The organism is uncultured Paracoccus sp., from assembly GCF_945915435.1.
Taxonomy (GTDB): domain Bacteria; phylum Pseudomonadota; class Alphaproteobacteria; order Rhodobacterales; family Rhodobacteraceae; genus Paracoccus.
The window spans coordinates 1-25,736 of sequence record NZ_CAMEFG010000002.1 but is presented as its reverse complement, the minus strand read 5'-3'; the positions used below and the strand labels follow the sequence as shown (position 1 = coordinate 25,736).

At 66.2% G+C, this 25,736-nt stretch carries 25 protein-coding genes; 8 read left to right on the top strand and 17 right to left on the bottom strand.

The genetic code is table 11. The features are described from left to right. Window positions 1-5: 5 nt before the first annotated feature. From Q0O97_RS01015 to Q0O97_RS00990, 6 genes are all read left to right on the top strand, one after another. A complete protein-coding gene (locus tag Q0O97_RS01015) occupies window positions 6-1,088 on the top strand; it encodes an ABC transporter substrate-binding protein (RefSeq protein ID WP_294923524.1) in 1,083 nt (360 codons plus the stop codon). Between the two features lie 18 nt (window positions 1,089-1,106). Further along, window positions 1,107-2,195 carry an ABC transporter ATP-binding protein gene (locus Q0O97_RS01010; protein ID WP_294923521.1) on the top strand — a complete coding sequence of 363 codons (1,089 nt, stop codon included), beginning with the start codon at window positions 1,107-1,109 and terminating at the stop codon, window positions 2,193-2,195. Next, window positions 2,195-3,958, top strand: a complete 1,764-nt coding sequence (locus Q0O97_RS01005) for an ABC transporter permease subunit (protein WP_294923519.1) — start codon at window positions 2,195-2,197, stop codon at window positions 3,956-3,958. Before Q0O97_RS01010 ends, Q0O97_RS01005 begins: the two co-directional genes overlap by 1 nt. 12 nt (window positions 3,959-3,970) lie before the next feature. Continuing rightward, window positions 3,971-4,867: a dihydrodipicolinate synthase family protein gene (locus Q0O97_RS01000; protein WP_294923517.1), complete on the top strand. Its 897-nt coding sequence runs from the start codon at window positions 3,971-3,973 to the stop codon at window positions 4,865-4,867. 9 nt (window positions 4,868-4,876) lie between these two features. Then, window positions 4,877-6,013: an alpha-hydroxy acid oxidase gene (locus Q0O97_RS00995; RefSeq protein WP_294923514.1), complete on the top strand. Its 1,137-nt coding sequence runs from the start codon at window positions 4,877-4,879 to the stop codon at window positions 6,011-6,013. Window positions 6,014-6,245: 232 nt separating this feature from the next. Continuing rightward, on the top strand, window positions 6,246-6,851 hold the full coding sequence (locus tag Q0O97_RS00990; RefSeq protein WP_294923511.1) for an exopolysaccharide biosynthesis protein: 606 nt from the start codon (window positions 6,246-6,248) through the stop codon (window positions 6,849-6,851). 160 nt (window positions 6,852-7,011) lie between these two features. Here Q0O97_RS00990 and Q0O97_RS00985 read toward each other — a convergent pair whose 3' ends face one another. The 12 genes from Q0O97_RS00985 to Q0O97_RS00930 form a co-directional block, all read right to left on the bottom strand. Continuing rightward, window positions 7,012-7,770 (bottom strand): amino acid ABC transporter ATP-binding protein, encoded by a 759-nt coding sequence (locus Q0O97_RS00985; protein WP_294923508.1) that lies wholly within the window; start codon window positions 7,768-7,770, stop codon window positions 7,012-7,014. A gap of 11 nt (window positions 7,771-7,781) precedes the next feature. Next, a complete protein-coding gene (locus tag Q0O97_RS00980; protein WP_294923506.1) occupies window positions 7,782-8,867 on the bottom strand; it encodes an amino acid ABC transporter permease in 1,086 nt (361 codons plus the stop codon). A 3-nt stretch (window positions 8,868-8,870) separates the two neighbouring features. Next, window positions 8,871-10,034, bottom strand: a complete 1,164-nt coding sequence (locus tag Q0O97_RS00975; protein WP_294923503.1) for an ABC transporter permease subunit — start codon at window positions 10,032-10,034, stop codon at window positions 8,871-8,873. 57 nt (window positions 10,035-10,091) lie between these two features. Beyond that, entirely contained in the window at window positions 10,092-11,120 is a 1,029-nt protein-coding gene (locus tag Q0O97_RS00970; RefSeq protein WP_294923500.1) for an amino acid ABC transporter substrate-binding protein, read from the bottom strand. Between the two features lie 79 nt (window positions 11,121-11,199). Continuing rightward, a complete protein-coding gene (locus tag Q0O97_RS00965; RefSeq protein ID WP_294923497.1) occupies window positions 11,200-12,183 on the bottom strand; it encodes a LysR substrate-binding domain-containing protein in 984 nt (327 codons plus the stop codon). Between the two features lie 23 nt (window positions 12,184-12,206). After that, window positions 12,207-12,956: an SDR family oxidoreductase gene (locus Q0O97_RS00960; protein WP_294923494.1), complete on the bottom strand. Its 750-nt coding sequence runs from the start codon at window positions 12,954-12,956 to the stop codon at window positions 12,207-12,209. Next, window positions 12,953-13,672 carry an SDR family oxidoreductase gene (locus Q0O97_RS00955; RefSeq protein WP_294923491.1) on the bottom strand — a complete coding sequence of 240 codons (720 nt, stop codon included), beginning with the start codon at window positions 13,670-13,672 and terminating at the stop codon, window positions 12,953-12,955. Before Q0O97_RS00955 ends, Q0O97_RS00960 begins: the two co-directional genes overlap by 4 nt. Before the next feature lie 205 nt (window positions 13,673-13,877). Further along, complete coding sequence (locus tag Q0O97_RS00950) at window positions 13,878-14,660, bottom strand: FadR/GntR family transcriptional regulator (protein WP_294923488.1); 783 nt, start codon at window positions 14,658-14,660, stop codon at window positions 13,878-13,880. A 60-nt stretch (window positions 14,661-14,720) separates the two neighbouring features. After that, on the bottom strand, window positions 14,721-15,068 hold the full coding sequence (locus Q0O97_RS00945) for a RidA family protein (protein WP_294923486.1): 348 nt from the start codon (window positions 15,066-15,068) through the stop codon (window positions 14,721-14,723). Further along, the gene (locus Q0O97_RS00940; RefSeq protein ID WP_294923484.1) at window positions 15,061-15,870 is read right to left on the bottom strand and encodes an SDR family oxidoreductase; all 810 of its coding nucleotides are present in this window, start codon (window positions 15,868-15,870) and stop codon (window positions 15,061-15,063) included. Before Q0O97_RS00940 ends, Q0O97_RS00945 begins: the two co-directional genes overlap by 8 nt. Beyond that, entirely contained in the window at window positions 15,863-16,678 is an 816-nt protein-coding gene (locus Q0O97_RS00935) for a shikimate dehydrogenase (RefSeq protein ID WP_294923481.1), read from the bottom strand. Before Q0O97_RS00935 ends, Q0O97_RS00940 begins: the two co-directional genes overlap by 8 nt. Beyond that, window positions 16,675-17,562, bottom strand: a complete 888-nt coding sequence (locus Q0O97_RS00930) for a 2-hydroxy-3-oxopropionate reductase (protein WP_294923478.1) — start codon at window positions 17,560-17,562, stop codon at window positions 16,675-16,677. Before Q0O97_RS00930 ends, Q0O97_RS00935 begins: the two co-directional genes overlap by 4 nt. Window positions 17,563-17,667: 105 nt before the next feature. Between Q0O97_RS00930 and Q0O97_RS00925 the strand changes: the two genes are divergently transcribed. Together Q0O97_RS00925 and Q0O97_RS00920 are read left to right on the top strand one after the other, a co-directional pair. Continuing rightward, window positions 17,668-18,432, top strand: coding sequence for an HpcH/HpaI aldolase/citrate lyase family protein (locus tag Q0O97_RS00925; protein ID WP_294923475.1), 765 nt, complete (start codon window positions 17,668-17,670; stop codon window positions 18,430-18,432). An 11-nt stretch (window positions 18,433-18,443) separates the two neighbouring features. Further along, complete coding sequence (locus tag Q0O97_RS00920) at window positions 18,444-19,661, top strand: FAD-dependent oxidoreductase (protein ID WP_294923472.1); 1,218 nt, start codon at window positions 18,444-18,446, stop codon at window positions 19,659-19,661. 43 nt (window positions 19,662-19,704) lie between these two features. Here the strand turns inward: Q0O97_RS00920 and Q0O97_RS00915 are convergent, their stop codons facing one another. From Q0O97_RS00915 to Q0O97_RS00895, 5 genes are all read right to left on the bottom strand, one after another. Beyond that, entirely contained in the window at window positions 19,705-20,523 is an 819-nt protein-coding gene (locus Q0O97_RS00915; protein ID WP_294923469.1) for an NAD(P)-dependent oxidoreductase, read from the bottom strand. Further along, a complete protein-coding gene (locus Q0O97_RS00910; protein WP_294923466.1) occupies window positions 20,520-21,740 on the bottom strand; it encodes a pyridoxal phosphate-dependent aminotransferase in 1,221 nt (406 codons plus the stop codon). Before Q0O97_RS00910 ends, Q0O97_RS00915 begins: the two co-directional genes overlap by 4 nt. Next, on the bottom strand, window positions 21,737-23,359 hold the full coding sequence (locus tag Q0O97_RS00905) for a hydantoinase B/oxoprolinase family protein (RefSeq protein ID WP_294923463.1): 1,623 nt from the start codon (window positions 23,357-23,359) through the stop codon (window positions 21,737-21,739). The genes Q0O97_RS00910 and Q0O97_RS00905 overlap by 4 nt, the downstream gene beginning before the upstream one ends. Beyond that, window positions 23,356-25,443, bottom strand: a complete 2,088-nt coding sequence (locus Q0O97_RS00900; RefSeq protein WP_294923461.1) for a hydantoinase/oxoprolinase family protein — start codon at window positions 25,441-25,443, stop codon at window positions 23,356-23,358. The genes Q0O97_RS00905 and Q0O97_RS00900 overlap by 4 nt, the downstream gene beginning before the upstream one ends. Beyond that, window positions 25,440-25,736 (bottom strand): thiamine pyrophosphate-dependent enzyme (locus tag Q0O97_RS00895; RefSeq protein WP_294923458.1); only part of this gene is annotated, 297 nt, incomplete at its 5' end. The genes Q0O97_RS00895 and Q0O97_RS00900, both read right to left, overlap by 4 nt.

Sequence of the window (25,736 nt, the reverse complement as noted above, 5' to 3'; positions counted from 1 at the left end):
TGACAATGAAACGCACCATCCCGCTGACGCTCAAGCGCCGCAGCCTGCTGCTGGGGGCCGGGGCCGCGCTGGCCGCGCCCGCGATCTGGCGGCCTTCGGGGGCGCATGCCCAGAACACGCGCATCGTCGTGCGCGACGACGGCGGCATCTATACGCAGGCCTATACCGAGGTCTTCTATCGCCCCTTCACCGAGGCGACCGGGATCCAGGTCGTCCCCGCGCAGGCACAGGCCGAGCCGACCGCGCAGATCCGCTCGATGGTCGAGACCGGCACCTATACCTGGGACATGGGCAAGATCTCGGTCCCGGCGGTGCTGCAACTGACGGCGGGCGAGACGAAATTCCTCGAACCGCACGGGCTGGACGGCGAGGCCGTGATCCAGTCGATCCCCGAGCAATACCGCAATGAATATCAGGTCGGCACCAACGTCTATTCGACCGTCCTCGCCTATCGCACCGACGCCTTCGAGGGGCGCGAGGCCCCCAGATCATGGGCCGATCTGTTCAACGCCGAGGGCTTCCCCGGCCGCCGCGCGCTGCGCCGCCATCCCTACGACACGCTGGAACAGGCGCTGATGGCCGACGGCGTGGCGGTCGCGGATGTCTATCCGCTGGACATGGACCGCGCCTTCGCCAAGCTGGATCAGGTAAAGGACGTCACGGACGTCTGGTGGACCAGCGGCGCGCAGGCCGAGCAGATGCTGATCTCGGGCGAGGTCGACCTGATGGCGACGTGGGTGTCGCGCGCGCAATCGGCGCAGGCCGCGGGCGCGCCGGTCGGCGTGGTCTGGGATCAGGCGATCTGGGGCTGCGACGGCTGGTCGATCCTTGCGGGCACGCCCAATGCCGACGCCTGCCGCGAGCTGATCAAATTCGCATCCGACCCCGCCCGCATGGCGCAACTGGTCGAGTTCTTCCCGGCGGGCATCATCCAGCCCGAAGCCTTCGAGATGATCCCCGAAGAGGTCGCCGTCAATTCCCCGACCTATCCCGCCAATATCGCGAGCGCCCTTCAGATCGACGCCGCCTATTGGCTGGAGCATTCGGAAAACGCCATCGAACGCTTCAATTCGTGGTTTATCGGCTGATCGGGAAACGGGGGCGATATGAGCACTCTTGAAACGCAGGGTCTGGGCAAGGTCTACGGCGATTTCGTCGCGCTGGCGCCGACCGACCTCAAGGTCGAAAAGGGTGAGTTCCTCACCCTTCTCGGCCCCTCGGGTTCGGGCAAGACGACGCTTCTCAGCCTGATCGCGGGGCTGGCCGATGCCGATGGCGGGCGCATCATGCTGAACGGGCGCGACGTCACCCATGCCGCGCCCTACCAGCGCGACATCGGGATGATGTTCCAGAACTATGCGCTGTTTCCGCATATGACCATCGCCGAGAATATCGCCTTTCCGCTGAAGATGCGGGGCAAGCCGCAGGCCGATATCGACCGCCTCGTGACCGAGGCGCTGGAGATGGTGCGCCTGCCCCATATCGCCGACCGCTATCCCAAGGAACTGTCGGGCGGCCAGCAGCAGCGCGTCGCGCTGGCGCGCTGCACGATCTACCGCCCCTCGGTCATCCTGATGGACGAACCCCTGGGCGCGCTGGACAAGAAGCTGCGCGACCAGATGCAGTTCGAGATCCTGCGCATCCATGCCGAGATCGGCGGCACGATCATCTACGTCACCCACGATCAGGAAGAGGCGATGACCATGTCGGATCGCATCTGCCTGATGAACGGCGGCAGGATCGCGCAGCTTGGTTCGCCCGACGACCTCTATTTCCGGCCCGAATCGCTGTTCGTCGCGGATTTCCTGGGCGAGGCGAACCTGCTGGAAGGCAGCCTGATCGCGGGTGACGGCGACAGCGGCACGGTGCGGCTGAAGGACGGGGCCGAGATCCGCGTCTCGCTGCCCCGCCCGCTGGCGCAGGGCAGCGCGGTCAAGGTCATGCTGCGGCCCCAGAACCTGCGGCTTGATCCGGGCGCGGGCGCCGACCAGTCCATCACCGCGCGGCTTGCCAACCTTGCCGTGACCGGGGCCAGCACCAAGCTGTTCTTCGACGCGCCCGCCGCCGGGGACGCGGCCTTGATCGCCACCCGCCCCACCGCGATCAGCGCCGGGGTGCTGGAGCGCGGGCAGGATTACCGGCTTTGCTTCGACAGCCGCGACGCGGTCGCCATATCCGCCGAAGGGGCCGCGTGATGACAGCCGTTGCCACCGATCCCGCGCCACGGCGCCCGATGAGCAGGCGGACAAAGCAGGTGCTGATGGTGGCGCCGCTGGTCCTGCTGCTGGTCACCTTCCTGATCTATCCCTTCGCGCAACTGCTCTACCTGTCCTTTCAGGTGGGGGGCAGCTTTTCGCTTGAAAACTATCAGCGCCTGCTGGGCACGCCCGTCTATCTGACGGTGATGATGCTGACGCTGAAGATTTCCCTCGTCACCACGATCTGCGCGGTGATCGCGGGCTATCCGATCGCCTATCTGATCTCGATCACGCCATCGGCGAAGAAGGGGCGCATCCTGTTCTGGATCCTGCTGTCCTTCTGGACCTCGTTCCTGGTGCGCGCCTTTGCATGGATCATCCTCTTGGGCCGCAACGGGGTCGTGAACAAGCTGATGCAGGCACTTGGCATCACGGATGCGCCGGTCGGGCTGATGTATAATTTCGGCGCGGTGGTGATCAGCATGACCCATGCGCTGCTGCCGCTGGCGGTGCTGACGATGCTGTCGGTCATGGACAATATCGACCGCAACCTGACGCGGGCGGCCTCGACCCTTGGCGCCAAGCCCGGCATGGCCTTCTGGAAGGTCTATTTCCCGCTGTCCGTCCCCGGCGTGACCGCCGGCGCGCTGATGGTCTTTGTCACCGCCATCGGCTTCTTCATCTTTCCCGCGCTGCTGGGCGGGCGGCGCGAGATGATGATTACCCAGATCATCATGGAGCAGATCATCCAGACGATGAACTGGGGCTTTGCCAGCGCCGTCGCGGTGCTGCTCTTGACCGTGGTGCTGGCCGTCTTCGTGATCTACGACCGCACGGTGGGGCTTTCGACGATGACCGGCGAAAGCTCGGGCAAGGTCAAGCGGCGCGGCAAGGGCATCCTGTCACGCGCGGGCGACGGGGTCCTGACCGGGCTTGGCCATGTCTCGGACGCGATCATCGGGCTGTTCCCGCGCCGCCGCCGCGACCCCGACAAGGCGCCGCGCCCGCTGCTGGGCTTCGTCGCCGCGATCCTGATCGTGATGACGCTGCCGGTGATCCTGATGATTCCGCTGTCCTTCGCGGATAGCGGGCTGAACTGGCCGCCACAGGGTTTCACGCTGCGCTGGTATGAGCAGGTCTTCAACTCGCCCATCTGGATGAGCGCGCTGACCCGTTCGATCATCGTCGGACTATGCACCGGGGTGCTGGCGATGCTGATCGGCACGCCCGTCGCCTTCCTGATGGTGCGCGGCCAGATGAAGGGCAAGACGGCGCTCCTGGCCTTCACGCTGCTGCCGGTGGTGATGCCCAACATGATCCTGTCGGTGGGGCTGTTTTATCTTTATGCGCGGATCGGTCTTGTGGGCACGAACCTCAGCCTGATCATCGGCCATACGGTGATCGCGGTGCCCTATGTGGTGCTGACGGTGATGTCGGTGCTGCGCAACTACGACACCCGGCTGGACCTTGCCGCGCAAAGCCTTGGCGCGACGCCGGTGCGCACCCTGCGGCTGGTGACGCTGCCCATCATCGGGACGGGGATGATCTCGGCCTTCCTTTTCGCCTTCACCATCTCGTTCGATGAGCTGACCATCGCGCTCTTCACCTCGGGCGGCATGTCGGCGACCCTGCCCAAGCAGTTGTGGGACGAGGTGTCGCTGTCGATCTCTCCGCTGCTGGCGGCGGTTTCGACCTGCCTGTTCCTGTTCGTCACGGTCCTGATCTGCACCGCGGGTCTGCTGAACCGCCGCAAGAAATAAATGGAAAATCACATGAGCAAACTGACTTCGACCGACCTCAAGGGGATCATCCCCGCCCTGCCGACGCTGGTGAACGCCGACGATACGCTGGCGGCAGGCGACATGCGCAAGCTGGTCGGGCATGTCTATGCCGGCGGCTGCACGGGCGTGCTGCCCATCGGCGGCACGGGCGAATACGGCGCGCTGCCCCACGCCACGCGGGTCGACGCCGTCGCCGCCTGCGCCGAGGCCAGCAAGCCCGGCGATATCGTCATGGCGGGCGTGCTGGACACGGGCTATTACGACGCGATCAGGGCGGGCAGGGATTACGCCGCGGCGGGCGCGAATTGCCTGCTGGTGCTGACCCCCTATTACACCAACCCGACCAGGGCAGGGCTGCGCGACTATTTCATGCGCTATGCCGACGAATCCCCGGTGCCGGTCCTGCTGTATGAGATCCCCTATCGCACCCGTGTCGCCATCCCCCCCGAGGTCACGCATGAGCTGTCGCGCCATCCCAACATCATCGGGATGAAGGCCTGCAACACCGACATGTATCACTTCCTGCAACTGGCGGGCGGCGTGGACGACAGCTTCACCATCATCAGCGGCGAGGATTCGCTCTTCCCGCTGCAAATGGCCTCGGGCGCGAAGGGCGGGATCGTCGTCACGGCGTCCATGCTGCCCGCCTTCTGGGTGAAGATGCACGACATGGTGGTGGCGGGCGATCTGGCGGGCGCGCTGGCGCTGCATCGGCGCGCCATGCCGATGATGGCGGCGGCCTTCGGCGAGACCAACCCCGGCCCGATGAAATCCGTGCTGGACCTGTTCGGGATCGCGGCGCAAAAGGTGCTGACCCCGCTGGACACCTGCCAGCCCGAGCGCAGCGCCACCCTGCGCGCCGAGGTCCAGGCCCTGCTGGAAAGCTGACGCCCCGCCATGCCGCCGCGCAATACCGATGACTTCCGCGCCATCGCGCGGCGGCGCCTGCCCAGGGGGCTGTTCGATTATATCGACCGGGGAACCGAGGACGAACGGGCGCTTGGCAATACCCGCGCCTCGCTGGATGCGATCCGGCTGGAACCGCGCATCCTTGGCGGCGGGCGGGCGATCGACCTGTCGGCCTCGGTTCTGGGGCGGGTCCGCCCGACGCCGCTGATCGTCGCGCCCACCGCGCTTGCGGGCATGGTCGCCGACCGGGGCGAAAGCAAGCTGGCCCGCGCCGCCAGCCGCTTCGGGATCCCCTTCACCGTCTCGACCCAATCGGTCGAGCCGATAGAGGACATCCGCCGCGCCGCCCCCGATGCCGAACTGTGGTTCCAGCTTTACGTCTGGCGCGACCGCGAGTTGACACGCGACCTGCTGCGCCGCGTGGCCGGGCAAGACTGCGACACGCTGGTGCTGACGGTGGACACCCAGATGGTGCCCAAGCGCGAATACAACCTGCGCAACCATTTCGGCGTCCCCTTCCGCCCGACGCCGCGCAATGTCGTGGATATGCTGTGCCATCCGCGCTGGCTGCTGGGCGTGATCGGCAAATCCATCGCCACGCGCGGGATGCCCAGCTACGGCCATTACCCGCCCGAATTCCGCAGCGGCATGATGAAGCCCCAGACGGTCGAGGCGCTGAAACTGGACCCGGGCCTCACATGGGACGACTTCCGCGCCCTGCGCGACGGCTGGCGGGGGCGGATCGTGCTGAAGGGCGTGCTGGCGCCCGAGGACGCGCTGCGCGCCCGCGCCGAGGGGGCGGATGCCGTCGTCGTCTCGACCCACGGCGGGCGCAATTTCGATTGCCTGCCGACGACGGCCGAGGCCCTGCCCCGCATCCGCGCGGCGGGCGAGGTGCCCGAACTGCTGGCCGACAGCGGCGTGCGGCGCGGCTCGGACGTGCTGAAATACCTGGCACTCGGGGCGCAGGCGGTGCAGCTTGGGCGTGCGCCGCTGTGGGGGCTGGCCGCCGGGGACGAGGGCGGCGCGGTCGCGCTGATCGAGATGCTGCTGGAGGAAATGCGCGTCTCGATGGGCTTTCTGGGCGCGGCCAACCTGGCCGATCTGTCCCGGCGGGTCCCCTGACCCGCCCCGCGACACGGAAAAGCCCGGCAAACCGCATCCCCGGACGCAAGGGCGCGAAGGCCCCGTGCGATTAGAACGGGCAGGATCGTTCCGGCGATGCGGGACTGGTCCCGGTCGTGGCGGAACATTCCGCCTCAAAGGCGGTTGGCCGTCCACAACCACGCGGAAAGGCGCCCATGACAAGCCGAACGATCCTTGCAGATCCGCATGCCGCAGGGGGCGGATCGGCACCATGACGGGCACCGCCCCGAGCCGGCAGCACCGCGACGATACCAGCGTGGTTTCAGTGCTGGAACGTATTCGCGATTGCGCGACCGGTCAGGAAACCCGCCTGCGCGAGGTGGTCGAGGCCCTGGGGGCGGCATCCTTCATCCCCAACCTGATGCTGCCCGCGCTGGCGGTGATCTCTCCGCTGTCGGGCATCCCGCTCTTTTCCAGCACCTGCGGCATCTGGATCGCGCTGGTCTCGGCCCAGATGCTGCTGCATCGCGATCACATCTGGCTGCCCGGTTTCCTGATGCGGCGCAGCATCCCAAGCCAGCGGCTGAGAAAGACCGCCGAGATGCTGAAGGCACCCGCCGCGTGGATCGACCGGCTGGTGCGGCGGCGGCTGTCGTTCCTGCTGCACCCGCCCTTGCTGTGGATCGCGCAACTGACCTGCCTGCTGGCAGGGCTGTCCATGCCGTTTCTGGAACTGCTGCCCTTTGCCTCCTCGACCCTGGGAACGGTGGTGTTCTTCCTGTCGCTGGCGATGCTGGCGCGCGATGGGCTGATCCTGCTGATCGGCCTGGCCATCCTGGCGGCGGCCCCGGCGGCGGTCGTCTGGCTGGCGCAATAGGCGATGCGCCGACCGCTGGGGCAGCAGGATCTCATGCTGGAACCCACCCTGGAACGGCCCGGTCGCAAGGCGACGCTTCTGCGCGCCATCGCGGGGCCGGAAGGGCATCACCGCCATGTCGTCTTTGGCAAAGAGGTTTGCCGCTGTAACCGGAAGCCCGTCAATGGCCCAGAATCTGCGAGAGGAATTTCTTCGTCCGCTCGTTTTTGGGGTCGCCGAAGAAGGTTTCGGGGTCGGCCATCTCGACGATCTCGCCCGCGTCCATGAAAATGACGCGATCCGCGACACGGCGGGCAAAGCCCATCTCATGGGTGACGCAGATCATCGTCATCCCGTCCGAGGCAAGGCTGACCATCACGTCAAGCACCTCGGCGATCATCTCGGGGTCGAGCGCGCTGGTCGGTTCATCGAACAGCAGGATTTCCGGCTCCATGCACAGGGAACGGGCGATGGCGACGCGCTGTTGCTGGCCGCCCGAAAGCTGGCCGGGATATTTCCGCGCCTGTTCTGGAATGCGCACCTTTTCCAGATAGCGCATCGCCGCCGCCTCGGCCTGCGCGCGGGGGATCTTGCGCACCAGCATGGGGGCGAGGACGCAGTTTTCCAGCACGGTCATATGCGGGAACAGGTTGAAATGCTGGAAAACCATGCCGACCTCGCGCCGGATGCCGTCGATATTGCCGACATCGTCGTTCAGCTCGGTCCCCAGGACGGTGATGCGGCCGCCGTCATGTTCCTCAAGCCGGTTGATGCAGCGGATCATGGTCGATTTGCCCGACCCGGAAGGGCCGCAGATCACCAGTTTCTCGCCCTTTTCCACCGTCAGGTCGATGTTCTTCAGCGCGTGAAAGCTGCCGTAGAATTTCTGCATCCCCTGAATGCTGACGGCGGGTGTGGGCAGTTGATCGGTGCTGGTCATCGGGTGCTTCCTTATCGCGTGCCGACCGCCATGCGCCGTTCCAGATAGGCGCCATAGCGAGAGAGGCTGAAAACGAAGGTGAAATAGATCAGGGCGATGAAGGCGTAGACCTCGCGATAGGCAAAGGTCCATTCGCCGGTCCCATAGGCCGCGTTCCCCGAGGCGAGGATTTCAAAGAACCCCACCACGATCACCAGCGAGGTTTCCTTGAACGAGATCACGAACTGGTTGATCGTCGCGGGCAGCGCGTTGCGCATCGCCTGCGGCAGAAGGATCTTGCCGACGCGGTGCCGGTAGCTCATGCCCAGCGACATCGCGGCCTCTTCCTGTCCGCGCGCGACGCCTTGCAGGCCCCCGCGGATGATCTCGGCCTGATAGGCGGCGAAGAACAGCGCCGCGCCGCAGATCACCCGATAAAGCCTGCCGCCTTGCAGGAAATCGGGCAGCATGAAGGGCACCACCACCGCGAAGGCAAACAGGATCGACAAGAGCGGAAGCGAGCGCACGGCGTCGATCACCAGCCCGATCCCGTGCGAGATCACCGGCAGCTTCGAGCGCCGCATCAAGGCAAACACGATGGACAGCGGAAAACCGATCAGGCAGGTCGCGACGAAGATGAACAGCGTCAGCGCAAGGCCGCCCCACTGGTCTTCCCCGATCTGGCGCAGGCCGAAGATACCGCCCTTCATCAGGATGTAGAAGGCCGCCGTTCCCAGGACCCAGACCGCCGCAAGGCGCAGGCCGCTCCAGAAAGACGGCAGGCAACTCAGCACGATCATGGCAACGACCACGACGCAGGCCAGCGCCGAGCGCCATTGCTCGTCATAGGGATAAAGGCCGAACAGGATGATCCGCCAGCGCTGCGCGATCACCGTCCAGCAGGCGCCCGCCCCCGCGCGGCAGGTTTCGGGCGAGGCATCGGCGCTGAACTCGGCCGAAAAGACGGCCCAGTTCAGCACGCCCCATGCCAGCCATGCCAGCAGGCCCAGGCAGGCCAGCGAAATCGCCGCCTGCACGGGGGTGCGGAAATAGCGCCGCCGCAGATCGATCAGCCTGCCGGGCGGCGCGGGCGGGGATGCGAGGGATGGATCGCTCATCGGTCAGCTCCGCAACTGGTTGCCCTTGAGGGCGATGGCTTTGTTGATGCGGTTGAAGATCGCCGCGATGGTCAGGTTGATCGCCAGGAAGCCCGCCATCAGGATGGCGATGGCCTCGATCGTCTGGCCGGACTGGTTGATGGTCACGGCGACGATCATGAAGAAATCGGTGAAGCCGATGGCGATCCCCATCGTCGTGGCCTTGATCAGCCAGATATACTGGTTGGCCAGGATGGGCAGCATGGCGCGCAGCGCCAGCGGCAGGCTGATGCGCGAAAAGGTCTGCCAGGGCGAAAGGCCCAGCGAATGCGCCGCCTCGGTCTGGCCGCGGCCCACGGCCTTGAAGCCGCCGCGCACGATCTCGCCGATATAGGCGCCGCCGTAGATGCCGATGGCGATCAGCAGCGCCGAGAACTCGGGCGAGACGCGCAACCCGCCGCGCATGTTCAGGCCCTGCAATTGCGGCACGTCGATCAGCGGCGTCTCCGGCAGGCGGCCCAGCCACAAGAGCGCCAGCACCAGCGCGAGGCTGCCGAAAAGCGCGGCCAGGACCATGCCGCGACGTTCCTCGCGTGGCTTGTCGATGCGGCGCGTGGTCCGGGTCCACAAGGGCAGGACGACCGCCGCCACCAGCGCCAGCGCCGCCGCGAAAAGATACCAGCCGCCGACGTTCAGCGCGGGAATATAGACGCCGCGGCTGGAAAGCGTCATCGGCCCGATCTCGATCGCGTTGCGCACCGAAGGCAGGCGCGTGACGAAGGCATACCAGAAAAAGACCTGAAGGATCAGCGGGATATTGCGGAAGAAATCGACATAGGTTCGCCCCAGAAGCTGCAACATCGCGTTCGAGGATGTCCGCGCCAGCCCGACCAGCCCGCCGATGAACGTCGCCAGCATCAGCCCCAGCACACCCAGAAACAGCGTGTTGACGATGCCGATCACGAAAAACCACCAATAGGGATCGTTCGCCGAGGCGGGCAGCAGGGAAAAGTTCACGTCCCAGCCGGTCGATTTGTGCAGAAAGCCGAAGCCCGAGATCATGCGCTGCGACTGCATCGTCTGCTGGGCGTTCATCCAGCCGCCGATAACGATCAGCAGGACGGCGGCCACGAAAAGCCCCTGCAAGAACAGGTTGCGGACCTTTTGATTTCGCCAGAGGTTCGACATCGCGATATCCCTTCAAGCCGGAATCGCCCCGCCCCGGCAAGGGGGCGGGGTGCTGGGTCAGTCGATCAGGTAGGGATAGAGAACCCCGCCATCGCTCCACAGCGCGGTCATCTCTCGGTCCATCTTGTAGGGCGAGCCTTCGCCAAGGCTGCGGTCGAAGATCTCGGCATAGTTGCCGACATGCTTGATGACGTTATAGGCCCAGTCGTCCGGCAGCCCCAGACCCGTGCCCATGCCCGGATTGACGCCCAGGAACTTGGCGATCTCGGGGGTGGCGGGGTTGTCGCGGATCTCATCGACGTTTTCCGAGGTGATGCCTTCCTGCTCGGCGAACCACAGCGCGGAAAGCGTCCAGTTGGCGACGTCGATCCAGTTGTCGTCGCCCGGACGCATCACGATCACCTCGGGTTCCAGCGCCAGGACGTCGGGCAGGATGTCGTGTTCATCGACGTTGCCCTTGGCGGCGCGGGCGATGGCGACGACCGGACCCCATTGGGCGTAAAGGTCGCAGCGGCCCGAGAAATAGGCCTGCTCAAGTTCCTCGGTCTTTTCGATCAGGACATGTTCCAGCGTGATCCCCAGCTTGGCCGCATAGGATGACATCTGCTGCTGGATCGTCGTGCCCGCCGGGATGCAGACCGTGCCGCCATCGGCATCGGCCAGCGTTTCCAGCCCCAGTTCCCTGTGCGCCATCACCTTGGTCGTGCCCAGGTAATAGGACAGCGAGAATTGCAGCCCCAGTTCGGTGTCGCGGCTCAGCGTCGCGCCCGAAGCCTTGATCACCAGATCGACTTCGCCCGACTGAAGCGCGGGCCAGCGTTGCGCCCAACTGATCGGAAGGATGGTCAGCTTGGCCGGGTCGCCGAAGATGGCGGTCGCCACGGCGCGGCAAAGCTCGATGTCGATCCCCTTCCATTCGCCCCGGCTGTCCACCTCGGCAAAGCCCAGATAGGACCCGTCATGGCCGGTGCAAAGCAACTCGCCACGGTCCTGGACGGTTTTCAGCGTCGGACCGGCGTTGGCGTGGGCCATGCCGCCGGAAAGGGCGATCAGGGCGGCGCCCAGGCCGTATTTCAGCGTTTTCATCTTGTTTTCTCCCTTGGAATTATTGTCGTTTTCGTTGTCATGACCGCCCCGCGCATCGCGGGACGGCAGACCGGCGCGCTTACGCGACGGCCGCTCCTTGCCGGCTCTTGCCGTAGAGATCGCCCTGCCAGTCCTGCCGGATCAGCCAGCGATGAAGCGCCGCCACCGCCTTCACCCGCAGGTGGCTGCGCGGCACGATCAGGTAAAAGCCCGGCACTTCCGCGGCGGGCATGCCGGTCAGCGCATCGCGCCCGATCGGCGCGACCAGCGCACCGCTGCGCAGGTCGGTTTCGGCGTCCTGGACCGAGATCAGCCCGATCCCGATCCCCTGCAACGTCGCCCGACGCATCGAGGCGGCGTCGTCGAAGCTGATGCTGTCGTCGCGCCGGGCCTCGGTCACGCCCAGATGGCGCAGGATATCGTTCCAGATCCGTTTCGACTTGACGGTATCGAGCAGGGTGAAGCGGGGCAGGTCGGCGGGGGTCTTGATCCGCGCGCCCAGTTCGGGCGTGCAGCAGATGACCTTGGGATCGGGCGTCAGCAATTCGCATTCGTAATCGCCCCAGTTCCCATAACCCCATTGCACGGTCATATCGATGTCGTCGCGGGCGAAATCCGGCATGTCGATCATGGTGGTCAGCCGCAGGTCGGCGCCGGGCAGCATCTCGCGGAATTTCGACAGGCGCGGCAGCAGATGGTTCGCCGCGAAATAGGGGCTGATGTTGAGGTTGATCCGCTCGCGCCACGACGCGCGGGTGACGCGCCGCACCCCTTCGGCGAATTCGTTGAAGCCCGCCTCGACGTAGTGGGCCAGCAGGATCGCGGATTCCGTCGGCTCGATGGCGCGGCCCTTGCGTTCGAACAGGCTCACACCCAGCGAATCCTCAAGCAGCTTGATCTGCTGGCCGACCGCCTGCGGGGTCACGAACAGCTCTTCGGCGGCCTGGCGCAGGCTGCAATGACGCGCGACCGCGTGAAACGCCTTCAGCGCGTTCAGCGAAGGCAGCCGCAACCTGCCGTCCGCGCCTTGCGCCTGATCCGTTCCACCCGCTGGCCGCTTCATCGCATTACCCCCTTGCCCGGCCCTCAGGCGTAGATATACCCGCCTGAAACGATGACGTTTTCGCCGGTCATATAGGTGTTCTTCGGCCCGCCGGTCATCAGCACCCATTCGGCGATCTCGACCGGCTTCGCGCCGCGCCCAAGGGGGCTGGCCTTCGCCAGTTCATCCAGAAAGCCCAGTTCGCGCGCGCGTTCCGTCGCCATGCCCGCAGGCGCGACCGAGTTCACGAGGATGCCGTCCTTCGCGACCTCATGGGCGAAGGATCGCGTCAGGCTGACCACCGCCGCCTTGGTCGCGGCGTAATGGGCGTTCTGCGGGTGGGCCTTGAACGCATCGACCGAGGTGATGTTGACGATGCGCCCCCGCACCTCGGGCCGTGGGGCCTGTTCGCGCATATGGGCGACGGCGGCGACCATCATGTGATAGGTGCCCTTGATGTTGACCGCATTCGAGGCATCCCATTCCGCGTCCGTGATCTGAAGGATCGGGCGGCGCGGATAGATGGCGGCGCAGTTGATCAGCGTATCGACGCGGCCAAGCGCCTCGGCCATCTTGCCGAAAGCGGCATGGCAGTCGGAACCCTTGCCGATATCCGCACTGGCAGAGGCCACGGGCAGCCCCTTGTCGCGGGCGGGCTGCAACGCGGCCTCGGCGGCATCGCCGTTCAGGTCGATGATCCCCAGCCCCGAGGCCCCGGCCTCGACCGCCATCCCGGCCAGAAGCGCGCCAAGCCCGGCGCCGCCGCCGACGATCACCACTGAGAGATCCTTCATTTCTTCACCTGCTGGTTGGGGGTTGTCGGTCTTGTCGTCATGATGTCGAAGCGCGTCACATCGGCCCATTCGGGCAGGGCCAGCACGGCGCGCACCATCTGCGCCACGTCCTCGGGCTGGACGGCCTTCACCGCCGAATACATCGCCCGGCGCGCGTCATCGTCCAGGATATCTTCGTAAAGCGCGGTCTGGACACGGCCCGGAACCACCTCGGTCACGCGCACGCCAAAGGGCGAGAGATCCGCGCGCAGGGCCGCGGCGAAGCCCGAAATCCCGGCCTTGGTCGCGGAATAGACCGCCATGTTCGGAAAGGGGCTGTGCGCCGCGGCCGAGCCGATAAAGACGATATGCCCCGATTGGCGTTCGCGCATCTGCACCACGACATGGCGCGTCAGCGCGATCACCGCGCTGAGATTGACCTCCAGCGTCGTGTCGATATCGCCCATCTTCGCATCGGCGAAACTGCACAGCGGCGGCATCATCCCGGCATTGTTCACCAGCACATCGACATGCAGGTCGGGGATGGTCGCCTCGACCGCCTCGCGATCGGTGACGTCCAGGCAGATCGGCGTGATGTTTCTCGCACTCGCGCGCAATTGCTCAAGCGCGTGGCGGCTGCGCCCGACGGCATAGACGTCATGCCCGGCCCCTGCCAGTTCCAGCGCGATGGCCCGCCCGATGCCGCTGGTCGCGCCCGTCACCAATGCCGTCGTCATGATCGCTCCTTACCTGCCGATGGGTTGACTGTCCGGGATGGGGGCTTGCGGCAAAATCAAGAAATTCCGCCAAGACCAAAGATTTTCTTTCCCCTTCATGTCCGGCGCCCCGTCGCGACCGGCCCGCCGCCATGGGGCGGACATGCTGCATGTGCAGGCCCGGACAGGGGCCGCGCGGCGGATCGGAACGGCAGGGGCAGATTCGTCATACATCAGTTTTTCTCTTTGCCAGCGGCGGCTGCGCACGGAAAAGCGCATCACCGGAAACCGGACGCCCGGCGGTCGCGCCGCGTGCAGCCGCCAGCGCGCGCAGGCGTTCCAGGCTGTTGAGCAGATGGCTGCGCATCGCCTCGCGCGCGCGCGGTGGATCGGCGGACTCGATCGCCAGGACGATGTCTTGATGTTCGCGGTGGATGCGCGAATAATAGCGGTCCTTGAGATCCGGCGCGACGATATGGCCAAGCTGGAAGCGCGGCACGATCAGCGGGCGCAGATATTCCAGAAACGCCAGGATCAGCGGATTGCCCGAAGCCTGCGCGATCTTCACGTGGAAGTCGTAATCGTAATGGATTTCAACCTTTTCCGGGTCGGCATGAAGGGCGTCGACCTGCTCCATCAGGGCGCGGATCTCGCGCGCTTCGGTGTCGCTGCGGCGTTCGGCGCAAAGGGCGGCGGATTCGACCTCGACGCTCATGCGCAGTTCCAGAAGCGAGATCGTCTCGGGCAGGGTCTGAAGCGTTTCTTCGGCAATCAGGAAGCTTTGCCTCGGCGCCTCGCTGACGAACATGCCGCGGCCCTGCTGCGGAATGACCAGCCCGTCCGAGCGCAACCGGGCAATGGCCTCGCGCACCACAGTCCGGCTGACCTCGTATTCCGCGCACAGTTCGGCCTCGGTCGGAAGCTGCGCGCCGGGTTGCAATTCGCCCGAGGCGATCTTGCCCGACAGGCTTTCCCAGACGATGGTGGACAGTGATTTGCGCTTGGCCATGTGTTTTCCTTCATGTCGCCCCGGTTCGCGGACCGGGCGTCCCGCGACCGTTGTAGGACATCACACAGCCGCCGTAACGATCAGTTCCACCAGCATTCCGGGCTTGGCCATCCGCCCTTGCCCCGATGACCGCGCGGGCGCATGTTCCCGCGGCATCCAGGCATCCCAGACCTGGTTCACCTCGTCGAAGTCGCGCACATCGTCCAGCCACATCTGCACATGCAGGATGCGCGTCTTGTCGGTTCCCGCCTTGGCCAGCAGGTCGTCGATCCTGGCCAGAATCTCGTGCATCTGGTCCGCCGCCGGCTGGCCCGGCGTGGCGACCTGTCCGGTCAGATAGACGACGCCATTGTGGACAACGCCGTGATGGATGCGCGTGTCGAAGTCAAAGCGGTTGATATCACTCATCTTGTTGGCCTTTCCTGATGGGATTGCCGCGCAGGTAATGCGCGTAGGGGGCCTGCACCAGCCAGCCCGCATCGACGGGCAGCGTGACCCCGGTGATCGAAGCCGCACGGGGCGAACACAGAAACAACGCCGCCTCGGCCACGTCCTGGGGGGCGACGAATTTCTTCAGCGCGGTGGTGTCGAGGATCGCGTCGGGGTCGCGTTCACCCGCCGCGATCCGGGCCTGAAGGCCGTCCGACAGCGTATAGCCCGGCGCGACCGCATTGACGCGGATGCCGTGGGGGCCAAGCTCGGCCGCGAGGATGCCGGTCAGCGCCTGCACGGCCTGCTTGCCCGGCGTGTAGGACGGCAGCGACAGCGGCGCGAAAGACGCCAGCGAGCCGACATTCAGGATCGCGCCCCGCCCTGCCCGCTTCATCATCCGGCCAAAGACCTGCGCGCCGACCAGCGTGCCGCGATAGTTGATGCGCCATATGCGTTCGTCTTCGGCAAGGTCTTGATCCAGCACATGCTTGCCGCTTTGCAGGATGCCCGCGCAGTTGACGACGACCTCGGGGATGCCCATCGCATCCTCGACCCGCCGGCCAAGCGCCTCGACCTGATCCGGCTCGGCCACATCCACGGCAACGAAGCGCGCAAGGGGCGCGCCGAGACGGGTGGCCTCGGCGGCCACGGCCTCGCCGCGCGCGGCATCGCGGCCCGCGACGATCACCTGCGCGCCTGCAAGGGCAAGGCGCAGCGCGATCGCCTTGCCGATGCCCGAGGTTCCGCCGATCACGACGGCGCTGGCGACCTCAGCCATTGCCGCGATCCTTGCGGTCGATGTCGAAGAAACCGGCCATCGCCTCGACCTGGAAATCCATCATCGGGCGGCCCGGCTGAATGGTGCAGCCGATCCGCCGGGCCTCGGCCAGAAGCGGCGTCTCGGCGGGTTCCATGATGATGTCCACGACGGTCATTTCGGGCGTCAGTTTCGCGACGTCCATCGGCAGCGGGTCCGAGGGCTTCAGCCCCATCGGCGTGGCGTTGACCGCCATGTCCATGCCCGTCGGATCGGCGGGGCCGGTCGCGATGCTGCAATCGGGAAACTTGGCGGCGACCATCGCGGCCAGTGCAGCCGCGCGGGATTCGTCCACGTCGAAAAGCCGGATCTCGGCCGCGCCCTCCTCGGCCAGGCAATAGGCCAGCGAGGCCCCCGCACCACCCGCGCCGACCTGAAGGACGCGCCTGCCCGCGATCCGGTGCCCGCCCGCCTTCAGCCCCTCGATAAAGCCCACGCCGTCGAAATTGTCGGCATACCACGTCCCGTCCGGGTTGCGGCGCACCGAATTGGCGCTGCGCACCCGCGTCGCGCGGTCATGCCCGTTCGCGCATTTCCCAAACACCGCTTGCTTGTAGGGGACCGAGACGATGACGCCGCGCACGTTTTCCGCCGCCGTCAGCCCCGCCCAGAAGATGTCGAAATCCTCGGGCCGGCAGGTCAGCGGAACCATCAGGCTATCGAGGCCCTTCTGCTCGAATATCTCGTTGAATACGCCGGGACTTTTCGCATGGCCCACGGGATGGGCCAGCATCACGAAGACATCCGCCTTGCCGGTTCCGCGCATCATTCATCACCTTTCGCAACGGGGTTGTTTGCCAATGCTTCCAAAGCCTTGACCAGCGCCGAGTGATCCTGGTCGCCGCCGCCATGCGCGGCGCAGGCGTTCATCAGTTCCTGCGCCGTTGCCGTATTGGGCAGCGAGACGCCAAGCGCACGCGCGCTTTCCAGCGCAAGGCCAAGATCCTTCTGATGCAGCCGGATGCGGAAGCCGGGGGCGAAGCTGCGGTCGATCATCCGCTCTCCATGCACCTCCAGCACGCGCGAGGATGCAAAGCCGCCCAGCAGCGCCTGGCGCACCTTCGCCGGGTCGCAACCGGCCTTGGCGGCAAAGACCAGCGCCTCGGACACCGCCTGAATATTCAGGGCGACAATGATCTGGTTGGCGATCTTGCAGGTCTGGCCCGCACCGTTCGATTCGCCGATCAGCGTGATGTTCTTGCCCAGCACCTCGAAGATCGGCAGGGCGCGGCGGAACTCGGCCTCGGGACCGCCGACCATGATCGTCAGGCTGGCGGCCTTTGCCCCCACCTCGCCGCCGGACACCGGGGCGTCCAGGTAGCCCGCCCCCCCGGCCCGGATCGCCTCGGCGAAACGTGCCGTCGCGATGGGGCTGATCGAACTCATGTCGATGACCAGCGCACCCGGCGAAGTCCCGGCGATCACGCCGTTATCGCCCAGCAGCACGTGCTCGACGTCGGGCGTGTCGGGCAGCATGGTGATGACCACCTCGCTGGCCCGCGCGACCTCGGCGGGGTTCTTCGCGACGCTGGCGGCCAACCCCTCGGGCAGACCCGAGCGATTGAGCGAGACGGTCAGTTCATGCCCCGCCGCGACAAGATGGCGCGCCATCGGCGCACCCATCACGCCCAACCCGATGAAACCGATTTTCACTGCATCCATCCTTTCCGCTTGCGAGTCGCCGCAAATCATCCTTGCATTATGTGATATATGACATCATACAAATTTCAACCATTCATGTGGCAGAGGGCCGATAAAATGCAAGAGCGCGCGAATTCCCTGAAGAATGCCCTGAAATCGGGCAACAGATGCCTCGGGTTGTGGTGTTCCCTTGCCAGCCCCCTTGCGACCGAGATCATGGCGGGCGCGGGTGCGGACTGGCTGTTGATCGACGGCGAACACAGCCCCAACGACCTGCGCAGCGTCATGGCGCAGCTTCAGACCGCCGCCGCCTTCCCCTGCGAATCGGTGGTGCGCCTGCCCTCGGACAGCGCGGTGCTGATCAAGCAGTTCATGGACGCGGGCGCGCGCAGCCTGATGATCCCGAACGTCCGCAACGCCGATCAGGCGCGCGAGATCGTGGCCGCCATGTCCTATGCGCCAGCGGGCATCCGCGGCTTTTCGACCGGCCATCGCGCGAATCAGTTCGGGCGGATCGCGAATTACCACCGCACGGCGCGCGACAACCAGTTGCTGGCGGTCCAGATCGAATGCGAGACGGGTGTGGCCAATGCCGCCGAAATCGCGGCGGTCGAGGGGGTCGATGTGCTGTTCGTCGGGCCGGGCGATCTGTCCACGAATATGGATGCGATGGGCAACCCGAGTGCGGACCACGTGCAGGCGGCCATCGCATCCGTGCGGCGCGCAGCGGCGGATGCGGGCAAGTCCAGCGGCATCCTTGCCCCCGTCAAGGCCGACGCCGAACGCTATCTGGCCGACGGCTTCCGCATGGTCGCCGTGGGCGCCGACCTGGGCCTGCTGGCGCGCGGCTCGGACAATCTCATCGCCTCATTCTCTGCCTGAAGGGTCCGCTCATGCCCATTCCGCAATACAAGGCCCCTGCCCGCGCGTCCTATGACATCGTCATCGTGGGCGGCGCGGTCGTCGGTTCCTCGATCGCCTATTGGCTTGGCCAGAAGCTGGGCGGCAACCCGTCCGTGCTGGTGGTCGAGCGCGACAGCAGCTATGAGTTTTCCTCGACCGCGCTTTCGACCAGCGCCATCCGGCAGCAATATTCCAACCCGATCAACGTCAGGATCAGCCAGTTCGGGGTCGAGTTCATCAACGGTTTCACCCAGCGCATGGCCCCCTTCTATACGGGCGAGGCGGTGCCGGACCTGGGCTTTCGCGAACACGGCTATCTCTATTGCATCCCGCCCGAGGGGGTCGAACCCGCCCACGAAAGGGTCGAGCTTCAACGCAGCCTTGGCGCGCACACGGTCTTTCTGGAACCCGGCGCGCTAAGGGATCGCTTTCCCTGGCTGAACGTCGAGGATCTGGGCGGCGGCGCATGGGGGGCGCGGGAAGAGGGCTGGTTCGATTCGATGGGCCTGCTGAACGGGTTGCGCCGGGCGGCGCGGGCCAGCGGCATCGAATATATCGACAATGCGGTCACCGGGTTGACGGTGACGGATGGCCGCGTCAGTGCCGCGCGGCTTGCCACCGGCGAAACCGTCGCCTGCGGCATCCTGGTCAACGCCGCCGGGCCGCGCGCGCAGCAGGTGGCGGCGATGGCGGGCCTGTCGATCCCGGTCGCGCCCTACAAGCGCCACAGCTTCGTCTTTGCCAGCGAAACCCCGATCCCCGGCCGGATGCCGAATGTCATCGACACCTCGGGCACCTTCGTCCGACCCGAGGGCGAATTGTTCCTGACCGGCAACACGCCGCTGGACGACGGCCCGGCGGATTACGACGACTTCCAGACCCGGCACGAGGAATTCGACGACCGCATCTGGCCTGCGCTCTGGCATCGTATCCCCAGCTTCGACGCGCTGAAGGTGCGGCAAAGCTGGACGGGGCATTACGAATACAACATGCTGGACCACAACGGCATCGTCGGCTGGCACCCCGAGGTTGCCAACTTCATGTTCGCAAACGGTTTTTCCGGGCATGGCCTGCAACAATCCCCCGCCGTGGGCCGGGCGGTGGCGGAACTGATCGTGGACGGCGGATTCCGCACGCTGGACCTGACCCCCTTCCGCTACGAACGGATTCCGGCGAATGAGCCGTTCATGGAAGAAGCCGTGATCTGAGCCGCCTTCGGGATGGGTCCGCCCCATCCCGAAGGTCTTTCGCCTACCCGGCTGCGTCGTCGTCGGGGTGGCCCAGTTCGACGAACCAGCCGCCCAGGCATTGGACGGCGGGCGCCCTCGGGTCCGGCACGGGCGTCTTGCCTTCGACCCCGGCGCGGTAGGATTCGGTATTGTCCTGCGGGTGATAGCCCAGATGCCCGGCCAGCCGGTTGTCCACGGTCTTTAGCCGGTTGTCGGACATGCCGAAGGAAATGGTGCAACCCACGCAGGGCGCGGTCAGCGCCGCCGTCACCAGCCGGATGCAATCGTCGAAGGACAGCCACGACCACAGCATCCGCCGGTCGGCAGGCTCGGGGAAGGACGAGAATATCCGCAGCATCACGCTTTCGATGCCGAACTTGTCCCAGTAGAGCTGGCCCAGATCCTCGACGAAACACTTGGACAGGCCATAGAGGCTGTCGGGGCGCTGGCGGGCGCTGGCGTCGATGTGATCCTCCAGCTTGTGATAGCCGATCGCATGGACGGACGAGGCATAGACGACCCGCTTGACCCCATGTTTCCGCGCGGCCTCGTAGATGTGATAGCTGCCGCGGATGTTGGCGTTCAGAACCTCGTCCCAGGGCCGTTCCATCGGCGCGCCGCCGAAATGGACGATGGTATCAACGCCCTCGACCGCCTTGTGAACGGCGGCCTCGTCGGCCAGATCGAAGATCGCCGCTTCTTCGTTGGGCTGAAGGTCGCCGATCTCGGCCACATCGGCCAGTCGCAGCTTGCGGGCCAGTGGCGCGAGGCCCCGGCGCAATTCCGTGCCAAGGCGGCCTGCGGCGCCGGTGATCAGGATGGTGTCGAAAAGCTGGGTCATGCGGATACCTCGGTGGGTTGAAGTGCGGCGACTGCGCGGGCGATGCGGGCGACGGCCTCGGCCAGGACCTCGTCGCCGGTCGCGGTCGAGATGCGGAAGAAGGGCGAAAGGCCGTAGGCCGAGCCGGGGACCGAACTGACATGGCCCTCGGCCAGAAGATAGTCCGAAACCGCCACGTCATCGGCCAGCACCTCGCCCTTGGGCGTGCGTTTCCCGATCAGACCAGCGCAGCCGATATAGGCGTAGAACGCGCCTTCCGGGGCCGGCAGCGTCAGACCGGGGATCTTTGCCACGCCCGCAACCACCAGGTCGCGGCGGCGCTGGAACGCCTCGCGGAACCGGGCCACGCAATCCTGCGGGCCGGTCAGCGCGGCCAGTGCCGCGGCCTGCATGGGGGCCGCGACCGAGGTGCAGCTTTGGCTTTGCACCGTGTTCATCGCCTTGATCAGCGGCATAGGCCCGGCGGCGTAACCCACGCGCCAGCCGGTCATGGCATAGGCTTTCGCCACGCCGTTCACGATCAGGCTGCGGTCCTTCAGTTCCGGGCAGGCCTTGCCCCAACTGACGAATTCGCGCCCGTCGAAGATGATATGCTCGTAAATCTCGTCCGACAGGACCAGCACCTGCGGGTGCCGTGCCAGCACATCGCCAAGCGCGCGCATCTCATCCGCCGAATAGACCGCGCCCGAGGGGTTGCCGGGCGCGTTCAGGAACAGCCATTTCGTGCGCGGCGTGATCGCGGCTTCCAGAACGTCAGGCGTCAGGCGAAAGCCGGCGGCGGCCGCGCATTGCGGGGTGACGGGCGTGCCGCCCAGCAGCTTGACCATCTCGGGGTAGCTGACGAAATAGGGCGCGGGCAGGATCGCCTCGTCGCCCGCGTCCAGCGTCGCCATCAGCGCGTTGAAGATGATCTGCTTGGCCCCGTTCGCCACCGTGATCGCGTCCGGCGCGTAGTCCAGCCCGTTTTCGCGGCGGAACTTGTCGGCGACGGCCTTGCGCAGCGCAAGCGTGCCCGCGGATGCGGTATAAAGCGTCTCACCCGCCAGCGCGGCCTTGTAGGCGGCTTGCGCGACATGGGCGGGCGTCGGGAAATCGGGTTCCCCCAGCCCCAGGTCGATCACGTCGATGCCGGTCGCGGCCAGCGCCTTGGCCGCCTGCGAAGCCGCCATCGAGGCCGAGGGCTTCACCACCGAAAGGCGTTTCGCCACATAGCTCATTTGCCGTCTCCTGTCACATAACCCTTGGATATGTCGTTGTCGCGGGCCTCGGCGCTGCGCCGGGCGGGGTCGCCGTAGCCGCCGCCGCCGGGCAGTTCCAGCACCAGCCGCCGCCCGGCGGGGACATGCTGCCAGCCCTTGGGACGCATCTGGGTGCCGTCGTCCAGCCGCACCGAGCCGGGCTTGCCGTCCTGCCCCCCGTCGCGCCCGCGCGCCGCGTGGCGAACGCGGTCGAACATGGCCGAAAAGTCGAACTGATGGCCCTCGGCCGCCTCGATCTCGATGATCTGGCCAAGACCGCCGCGATATTCGCCGTCGCCCGCCGAATCCGGGCGCAGCTCCTTGCGCCAGACGGTGATCGGGCCGGTGTGTTCCGTCGCCTCGATCGGCATGGTCATCACGCCCGAGGGGAAGGCCGTCGCCGACAGCCCGTCAAGGCCGGGCCGCGCGCCCATCCCGCCCGAGTTGAACATCAGGATTTCCGCCCGCCGCCCCTCGGCGCCCGCCACCGGACGGGCCGAGATGTGGATGTTCCACAAGGCCCCCGCGCCTTCGGCCAGCACCTGCCCCGGCAGCGCCTGCGCCAGCGCGCCCAGCACCAGATCGGGCACCATATGGCCGAAGACATGGCGCAGGCTGACCGGCGCGGGGCGTTCGGCGTTCAGGATATTGACCGGAGAGGACACCGTGAACGGTTCGAGCGAGGCCCAGTTGTTGGGAATATCCGGCGCGATCACGCATTTCATCGCATAGCAGGCATAGGCCTTGGTATAGATCAGCGGCACGTTGATGCCCCAGCGGCTCATCGGGTCGGTGCCGGTGAAGTCGGTCTCGACGCTCTCGCCCCGCGTCTCGACCGTGGCGACCAGCCGGACGGGGTCGTCATAGCCGTCGGTCGTCATCTCGTTCGTCCAGCGCCCCCTGGGCAGCGCGGCGATGCGTTCCAGCGTGGCGGCGCGGGTGCGGGCAAAGATGAACTCGCCCAGGGTGTCCAGATCGTCCAGCCCGATTTCATCCATCATCGCGATCAGGCGGCGGTGGCCGACGTCGTTGCAGGCCGCCAGCGAGAAGAAATCCCCCACCACCTGGTTCGGCTCGCGCACATTGGCGCGCAGCAGCCGGACCAGATCGCGGTTCACCTGCCCGCGTTCGGCGAATTTCATGATCGGGATCTGGATGCCTTCCTCATAGACCGACTTGCCGTCGGCGCCAAAGCCGCGCCCGCCCACGTCCACGACATGCGCCGTGCAGGCGAAGAAGCCGACAAGCCGGTCGCCCTTGAAGGAGGGCGAGACCATCGTGATGTCATGCAGGTGGCCCGTGCCCTTCCACGGGTCGTTGGTGACATAGGTATCACCGGGAAACATGTCGTCACGGCCGATTTCGGCGATGAAGTGCAGCACCGCCTCGGCCATCGTGTTCACATGGCCCGGCGTGCCGGTCACCGCCTGCGCCAGCATCCGCCCCTGCGGATCGAAGACGCCCGCCGACAAATCGCCCGCCTCGCGCACGCTGGTCGAAAACGCCGTGCGCAGAAGCGTCAACGCCTGTTCCTCGACGACCGAGATCAGGCGGTTCCACATCACCTGCATGCGGATTTCATAGGTCGCGTCGGTCATGCCGCGGTCTCCTTGCGGATCAGAAGAAGGGTGCCGTCGTCCTGCATCACCACGTCGAAGGGCGAGGTCACGACGGTCGAGGTCTCGCGTTCCACGATCACCGCCGGACCGGGGATGCGGGTGCCGGGGGTCAGCGCGTCGCGCTCGACGATGGCCGAGGGCATCGGGGCGCCCTCGGTCGGGTCGAACACCGCGCGGCTGGTCCCGCCCGCCTCGGCAGGGGTGCCAAGGGTGATCTGCCGCGCCTCGGGCAAGGGGCGTTCGTCCTGCGCCCTGACGGAAAAGGTGACGATCTCGATCTCCAGCCCGTCAAGGCCCTCGATGGCGCGGCCAAAGAAACGCGCATAATTTTGGCGGAATGCGTCGCGCAGCCAGTCGGCGTCGGCCGGACCGAAGGCGCGGTCTGGCAGCGTGACCGGGATTTCCCAGCCTTGCCCGACATAGCGCATGAAGGCGGTGATCTCGCGCGTGATCGCCCCCGAACTGCCCGAGCGCACAAAGCCCTCGGCGGTCGCCTTCAGCCCGTCCAGAAGCGCGTTCAGCTTGTCCGCATCGAACCGGGACAGCCGCAGGACCTGCGAGGTCAGCGCCTCGTATCCGAAGGGCGCGCGCAGAAAGCCGATGGCCGAGCCGACACCCGCGCCGGGCGGGATCAGGCAACGGTCGATCCCCAGCTTTTCGCACAGGCGCGAGGCATGAAGCGGCGCCGCGCCCCCGAAGGCGATCATGGTGTTGTCACTGATGTTCTTGCCGTTTTCCACCGCATGGACGCGGGCGGCGTTGGCCATGTTCTCGTCCACCACCTCGACGATGCCGAAGGCGGCGGGTTCGGTGGCAAGGTTCAGCTTGCCGCCGACCTCGCGGGCGATGGCGCCCTCGGCATCGGCCACCGACAGCCGGATCGCGCCGCCGGCGAAATTGTCGGGGTCCAGCTTGCCCAGGACCAGATCGGCGTCGGTGATCGCGGGCCGGGTGCCGCCGCGCTGGTAGCAGGCCGGACCGGGTTCCGAGCCTGCCGATTCCGGGCCGGTCTGGATGCGCCCCATCGCATCGACCCAGGCAAGCGAGCCGCCCCCTGCCCCGATCTCGATCATCTCGATCACCGGGATCGAGATCGGCATCCCCGAGCCTTTGCAGAAGCGATAGGTCCGCGCCACCTCGAAGGTGCGGGCGGTCTTGGGCTGGTAATCCTCGATCAGGCAGATCTTGGCGGTGGTCCCGCCCATGTCGTAGCTGACGACCCTTTCCAGCCCGAAGCGCCGCGCCACATCGGCGGCGAAGATCGCCCCCCCCGCCGGGCCGGATTCGATCAGCCGCACGGGAAATTCCGCCGCCGTCTCGACCCCGATCAGCCCGCCGCCGGAATGAATCATGAAGACCGGGCAGGCCGCGCCCATCTCTTTCAGCCGGGTTTGCAGGCGGCCCAGGTAGCTCTCCATCTGCGGGCGCACATAGGCGTTGGCGCAGACGGTGTTGAACCGCTCGAACTCGCGCATCTGGGGCGAGACCTCGGAGGAGATCGAGATGGGCACATCCACCTTGGCCGCGATGATTTCGCGCGCGCAGCGTTCATGGGCGGGGTTCATGTAGGAATGGATGAAACCGATGGCGACGGCGCCGAAGCCCTCGGCGGCGATACGGTCGGCCAGCCTTTCCAGCGCATCCTCGTCCAGCGGCTGCAATTCCTGCCCCTGCGCATCGATGCGGCCCTTGACGGGAAAGCGGTCCTCGCGCGGGATCAGGGGCGTGGGCAGGCGCAGGTTGATGTCATATTGCTCGAAGCGGTTTTCGGTCCGCATCTCGATCACGTCGCGAAAGCCCTCGGTCGTGATCAGGGCGGTGCGCGCGCCGCGCCGCTCGATCAGCGCATTGGTGGCCAGCGTGGTGCCGTGGATGACGATCTCAAGATCGGCGGGGGTGATGCCCGCGTCCTTCGTGACCACGGCGATGCCGTCCAGGATGGCCTGCTCGGGCGCCGCGTAATTCGTCAGCACCTTGGCCGAGAACATCCGTCCCCGGCATTCCAGGGCGATATCCGTGAAGGTGCCGCCGATATCGGCGCCGAGGCGGATCGCGGAACTCATTGGTTTTCCTTTGCTTTCAACGCGGCTTCGCGCATCTGTGTCAGGGTCTGGCGCGGTGTCAGCGCCTCGGGCGAGATGTCCAGCTCCAGCAGCGCGCCCGTGGCCGAGGCGCGCGCGCGGGCGAAGGCTGCCGGAAAATCCTCGGTCCGCGCGACCCGCTCGGCGTGATAGCCATAGGCCTGCGCCAGCATCACGAAATCGGGGCTTTCCATCGTCGTGCCGGACACCCGGCCGGGATAGTGGCGTTCCTGATGGGCGCGGATCGTGCCGTAGATGCCGTTGTTCAGGACCAG

Bases quoted from the DNA above. Each gene is read 5' to 3' on its own strand.
- Q0O97_RS01005 (WP_294923519.1), top strand. From the start codon at position 2,195: ATGACAGCCGTTGCCACCGATCCCGCGCCACGGCGCCCGATGAGCAGG.
- Q0O97_RS00920 (WP_294923472.1), top strand. From the start codon at position 18,444: ATGCCCATTCCGCAATACAAGGCCCCTGCCCGCGCGTCCTATGACATC.
- Q0O97_RS00960 (WP_294923494.1), bottom strand. From the start codon at position 12,956: ATGAAGGATCTCTCAGTGGTGATCGTCGGCGGCGGCGCCGGGCTTGGC.
- Q0O97_RS00950 (WP_294923488.1), bottom strand. From the start codon at position 14,660: ATGGCCAAGCGCAAATCACTGTCCACCATCGTCTGGGAAAGCCTGTCG.
- Q0O97_RS00945 (WP_294923486.1), bottom strand. From the start codon at position 15,068: ATGAGTGATATCAACCGCTTTGACTTCGACACGCGCATCCATCACGGC.
- Q0O97_RS00965 (WP_294923497.1), bottom strand. From the start codon at position 12,183: ATGAAGCGGCCAGCGGGTGGAACGGATCAGGCGCAAGGCGCGGACGGC.
- Q0O97_RS00925 (WP_294923475.1), top strand. From the start codon at position 17,668: ATGCAAGAGCGCGCGAATTCCCTGAAGAATGCCCTGAAATCGGGCAAC.
- Q0O97_RS00900 (WP_294923461.1), bottom strand. From the start codon at position 25,443: ATGAGTTCCGCGATCCGCCTCGGCGCCGATATCGGCGGCACCTTCACG.
- Q0O97_RS01015 (WP_294923524.1), top strand. From the start codon at position 6: ATGAAACGCACCATCCCGCTGACGCTCAAGCGCCGCAGCCTGCTGCTG.
- Q0O97_RS00975 (WP_294923503.1), bottom strand. From the start codon at position 10,034: ATGTCGAACCTCTGGCGAAATCAAAAGGTCCGCAACCTGTTCTTGCAG.
- Q0O97_RS00935 (WP_294923481.1), bottom strand. From the start codon at position 16,678: ATGATGCGCGGAACCGGCAAGGCGGATGTCTTCGTGATGCTGGCCCAT.
- Q0O97_RS01010 (WP_294923521.1), top strand. From the start codon at position 1,107: ATGAGCACTCTTGAAACGCAGGGTCTGGGCAAGGTCTACGGCGATTTC.
- Q0O97_RS00970 (WP_294923500.1), bottom strand. From the start codon at position 11,120: ATGAAAACGCTGAAATACGGCCTGGGCGCCGCCCTGATCGCCCTTTCC.
- Q0O97_RS00990 (WP_294923511.1), top strand. From the start codon at position 6,246: ATGACGGGCACCGCCCCGAGCCGGCAGCACCGCGACGATACCAGCGTG.
- Q0O97_RS00905 (WP_294923463.1), bottom strand. From the start codon at position 23,359: ATGACCGACGCGACCTATGAAATCCGCATGCAGGTGATGTGGAACCGC.
- Q0O97_RS00915 (WP_294923469.1), bottom strand. From the start codon at position 20,523: ATGACCCAGCTTTTCGACACCATCCTGATCACCGGCGCCGCAGGCCGC.
- Q0O97_RS00910 (WP_294923466.1), bottom strand. From the start codon at position 21,740: ATGAGCTATGTGGCGAAACGCCTTTCGGTGGTGAAGCCCTCGGCCTCG.
- Q0O97_RS00955 (WP_294923491.1), bottom strand. From the start codon at position 13,672: ATGACGACGGCATTGGTGACGGGCGCGACCAGCGGCATCGGGCGGGCC.
- Q0O97_RS01000 (WP_294923517.1), top strand. From the start codon at position 3,971: ATGAGCAAACTGACTTCGACCGACCTCAAGGGGATCATCCCCGCCCTG.
- Q0O97_RS00980 (WP_294923506.1), bottom strand. From the start codon at position 8,867: ATGAGCGATCCATCCCTCGCATCCCCGCCCGCGCCGCCCGGCAGGCTG.
- Q0O97_RS00995 (WP_294923514.1), top strand. From the start codon at position 4,877: ATGCCGCCGCGCAATACCGATGACTTCCGCGCCATCGCGCGGCGGCGC.
- Q0O97_RS00985 (WP_294923508.1), bottom strand. From the start codon at position 7,770: ATGACCAGCACCGATCAACTGCCCACACCCGCCGTCAGCATTCAGGGG.
- Q0O97_RS00940 (WP_294923484.1), bottom strand. From the start codon at position 15,870: ATGGCTGAGGTCGCCAGCGCCGTCGTGATCGGCGGAACCTCGGGCATC.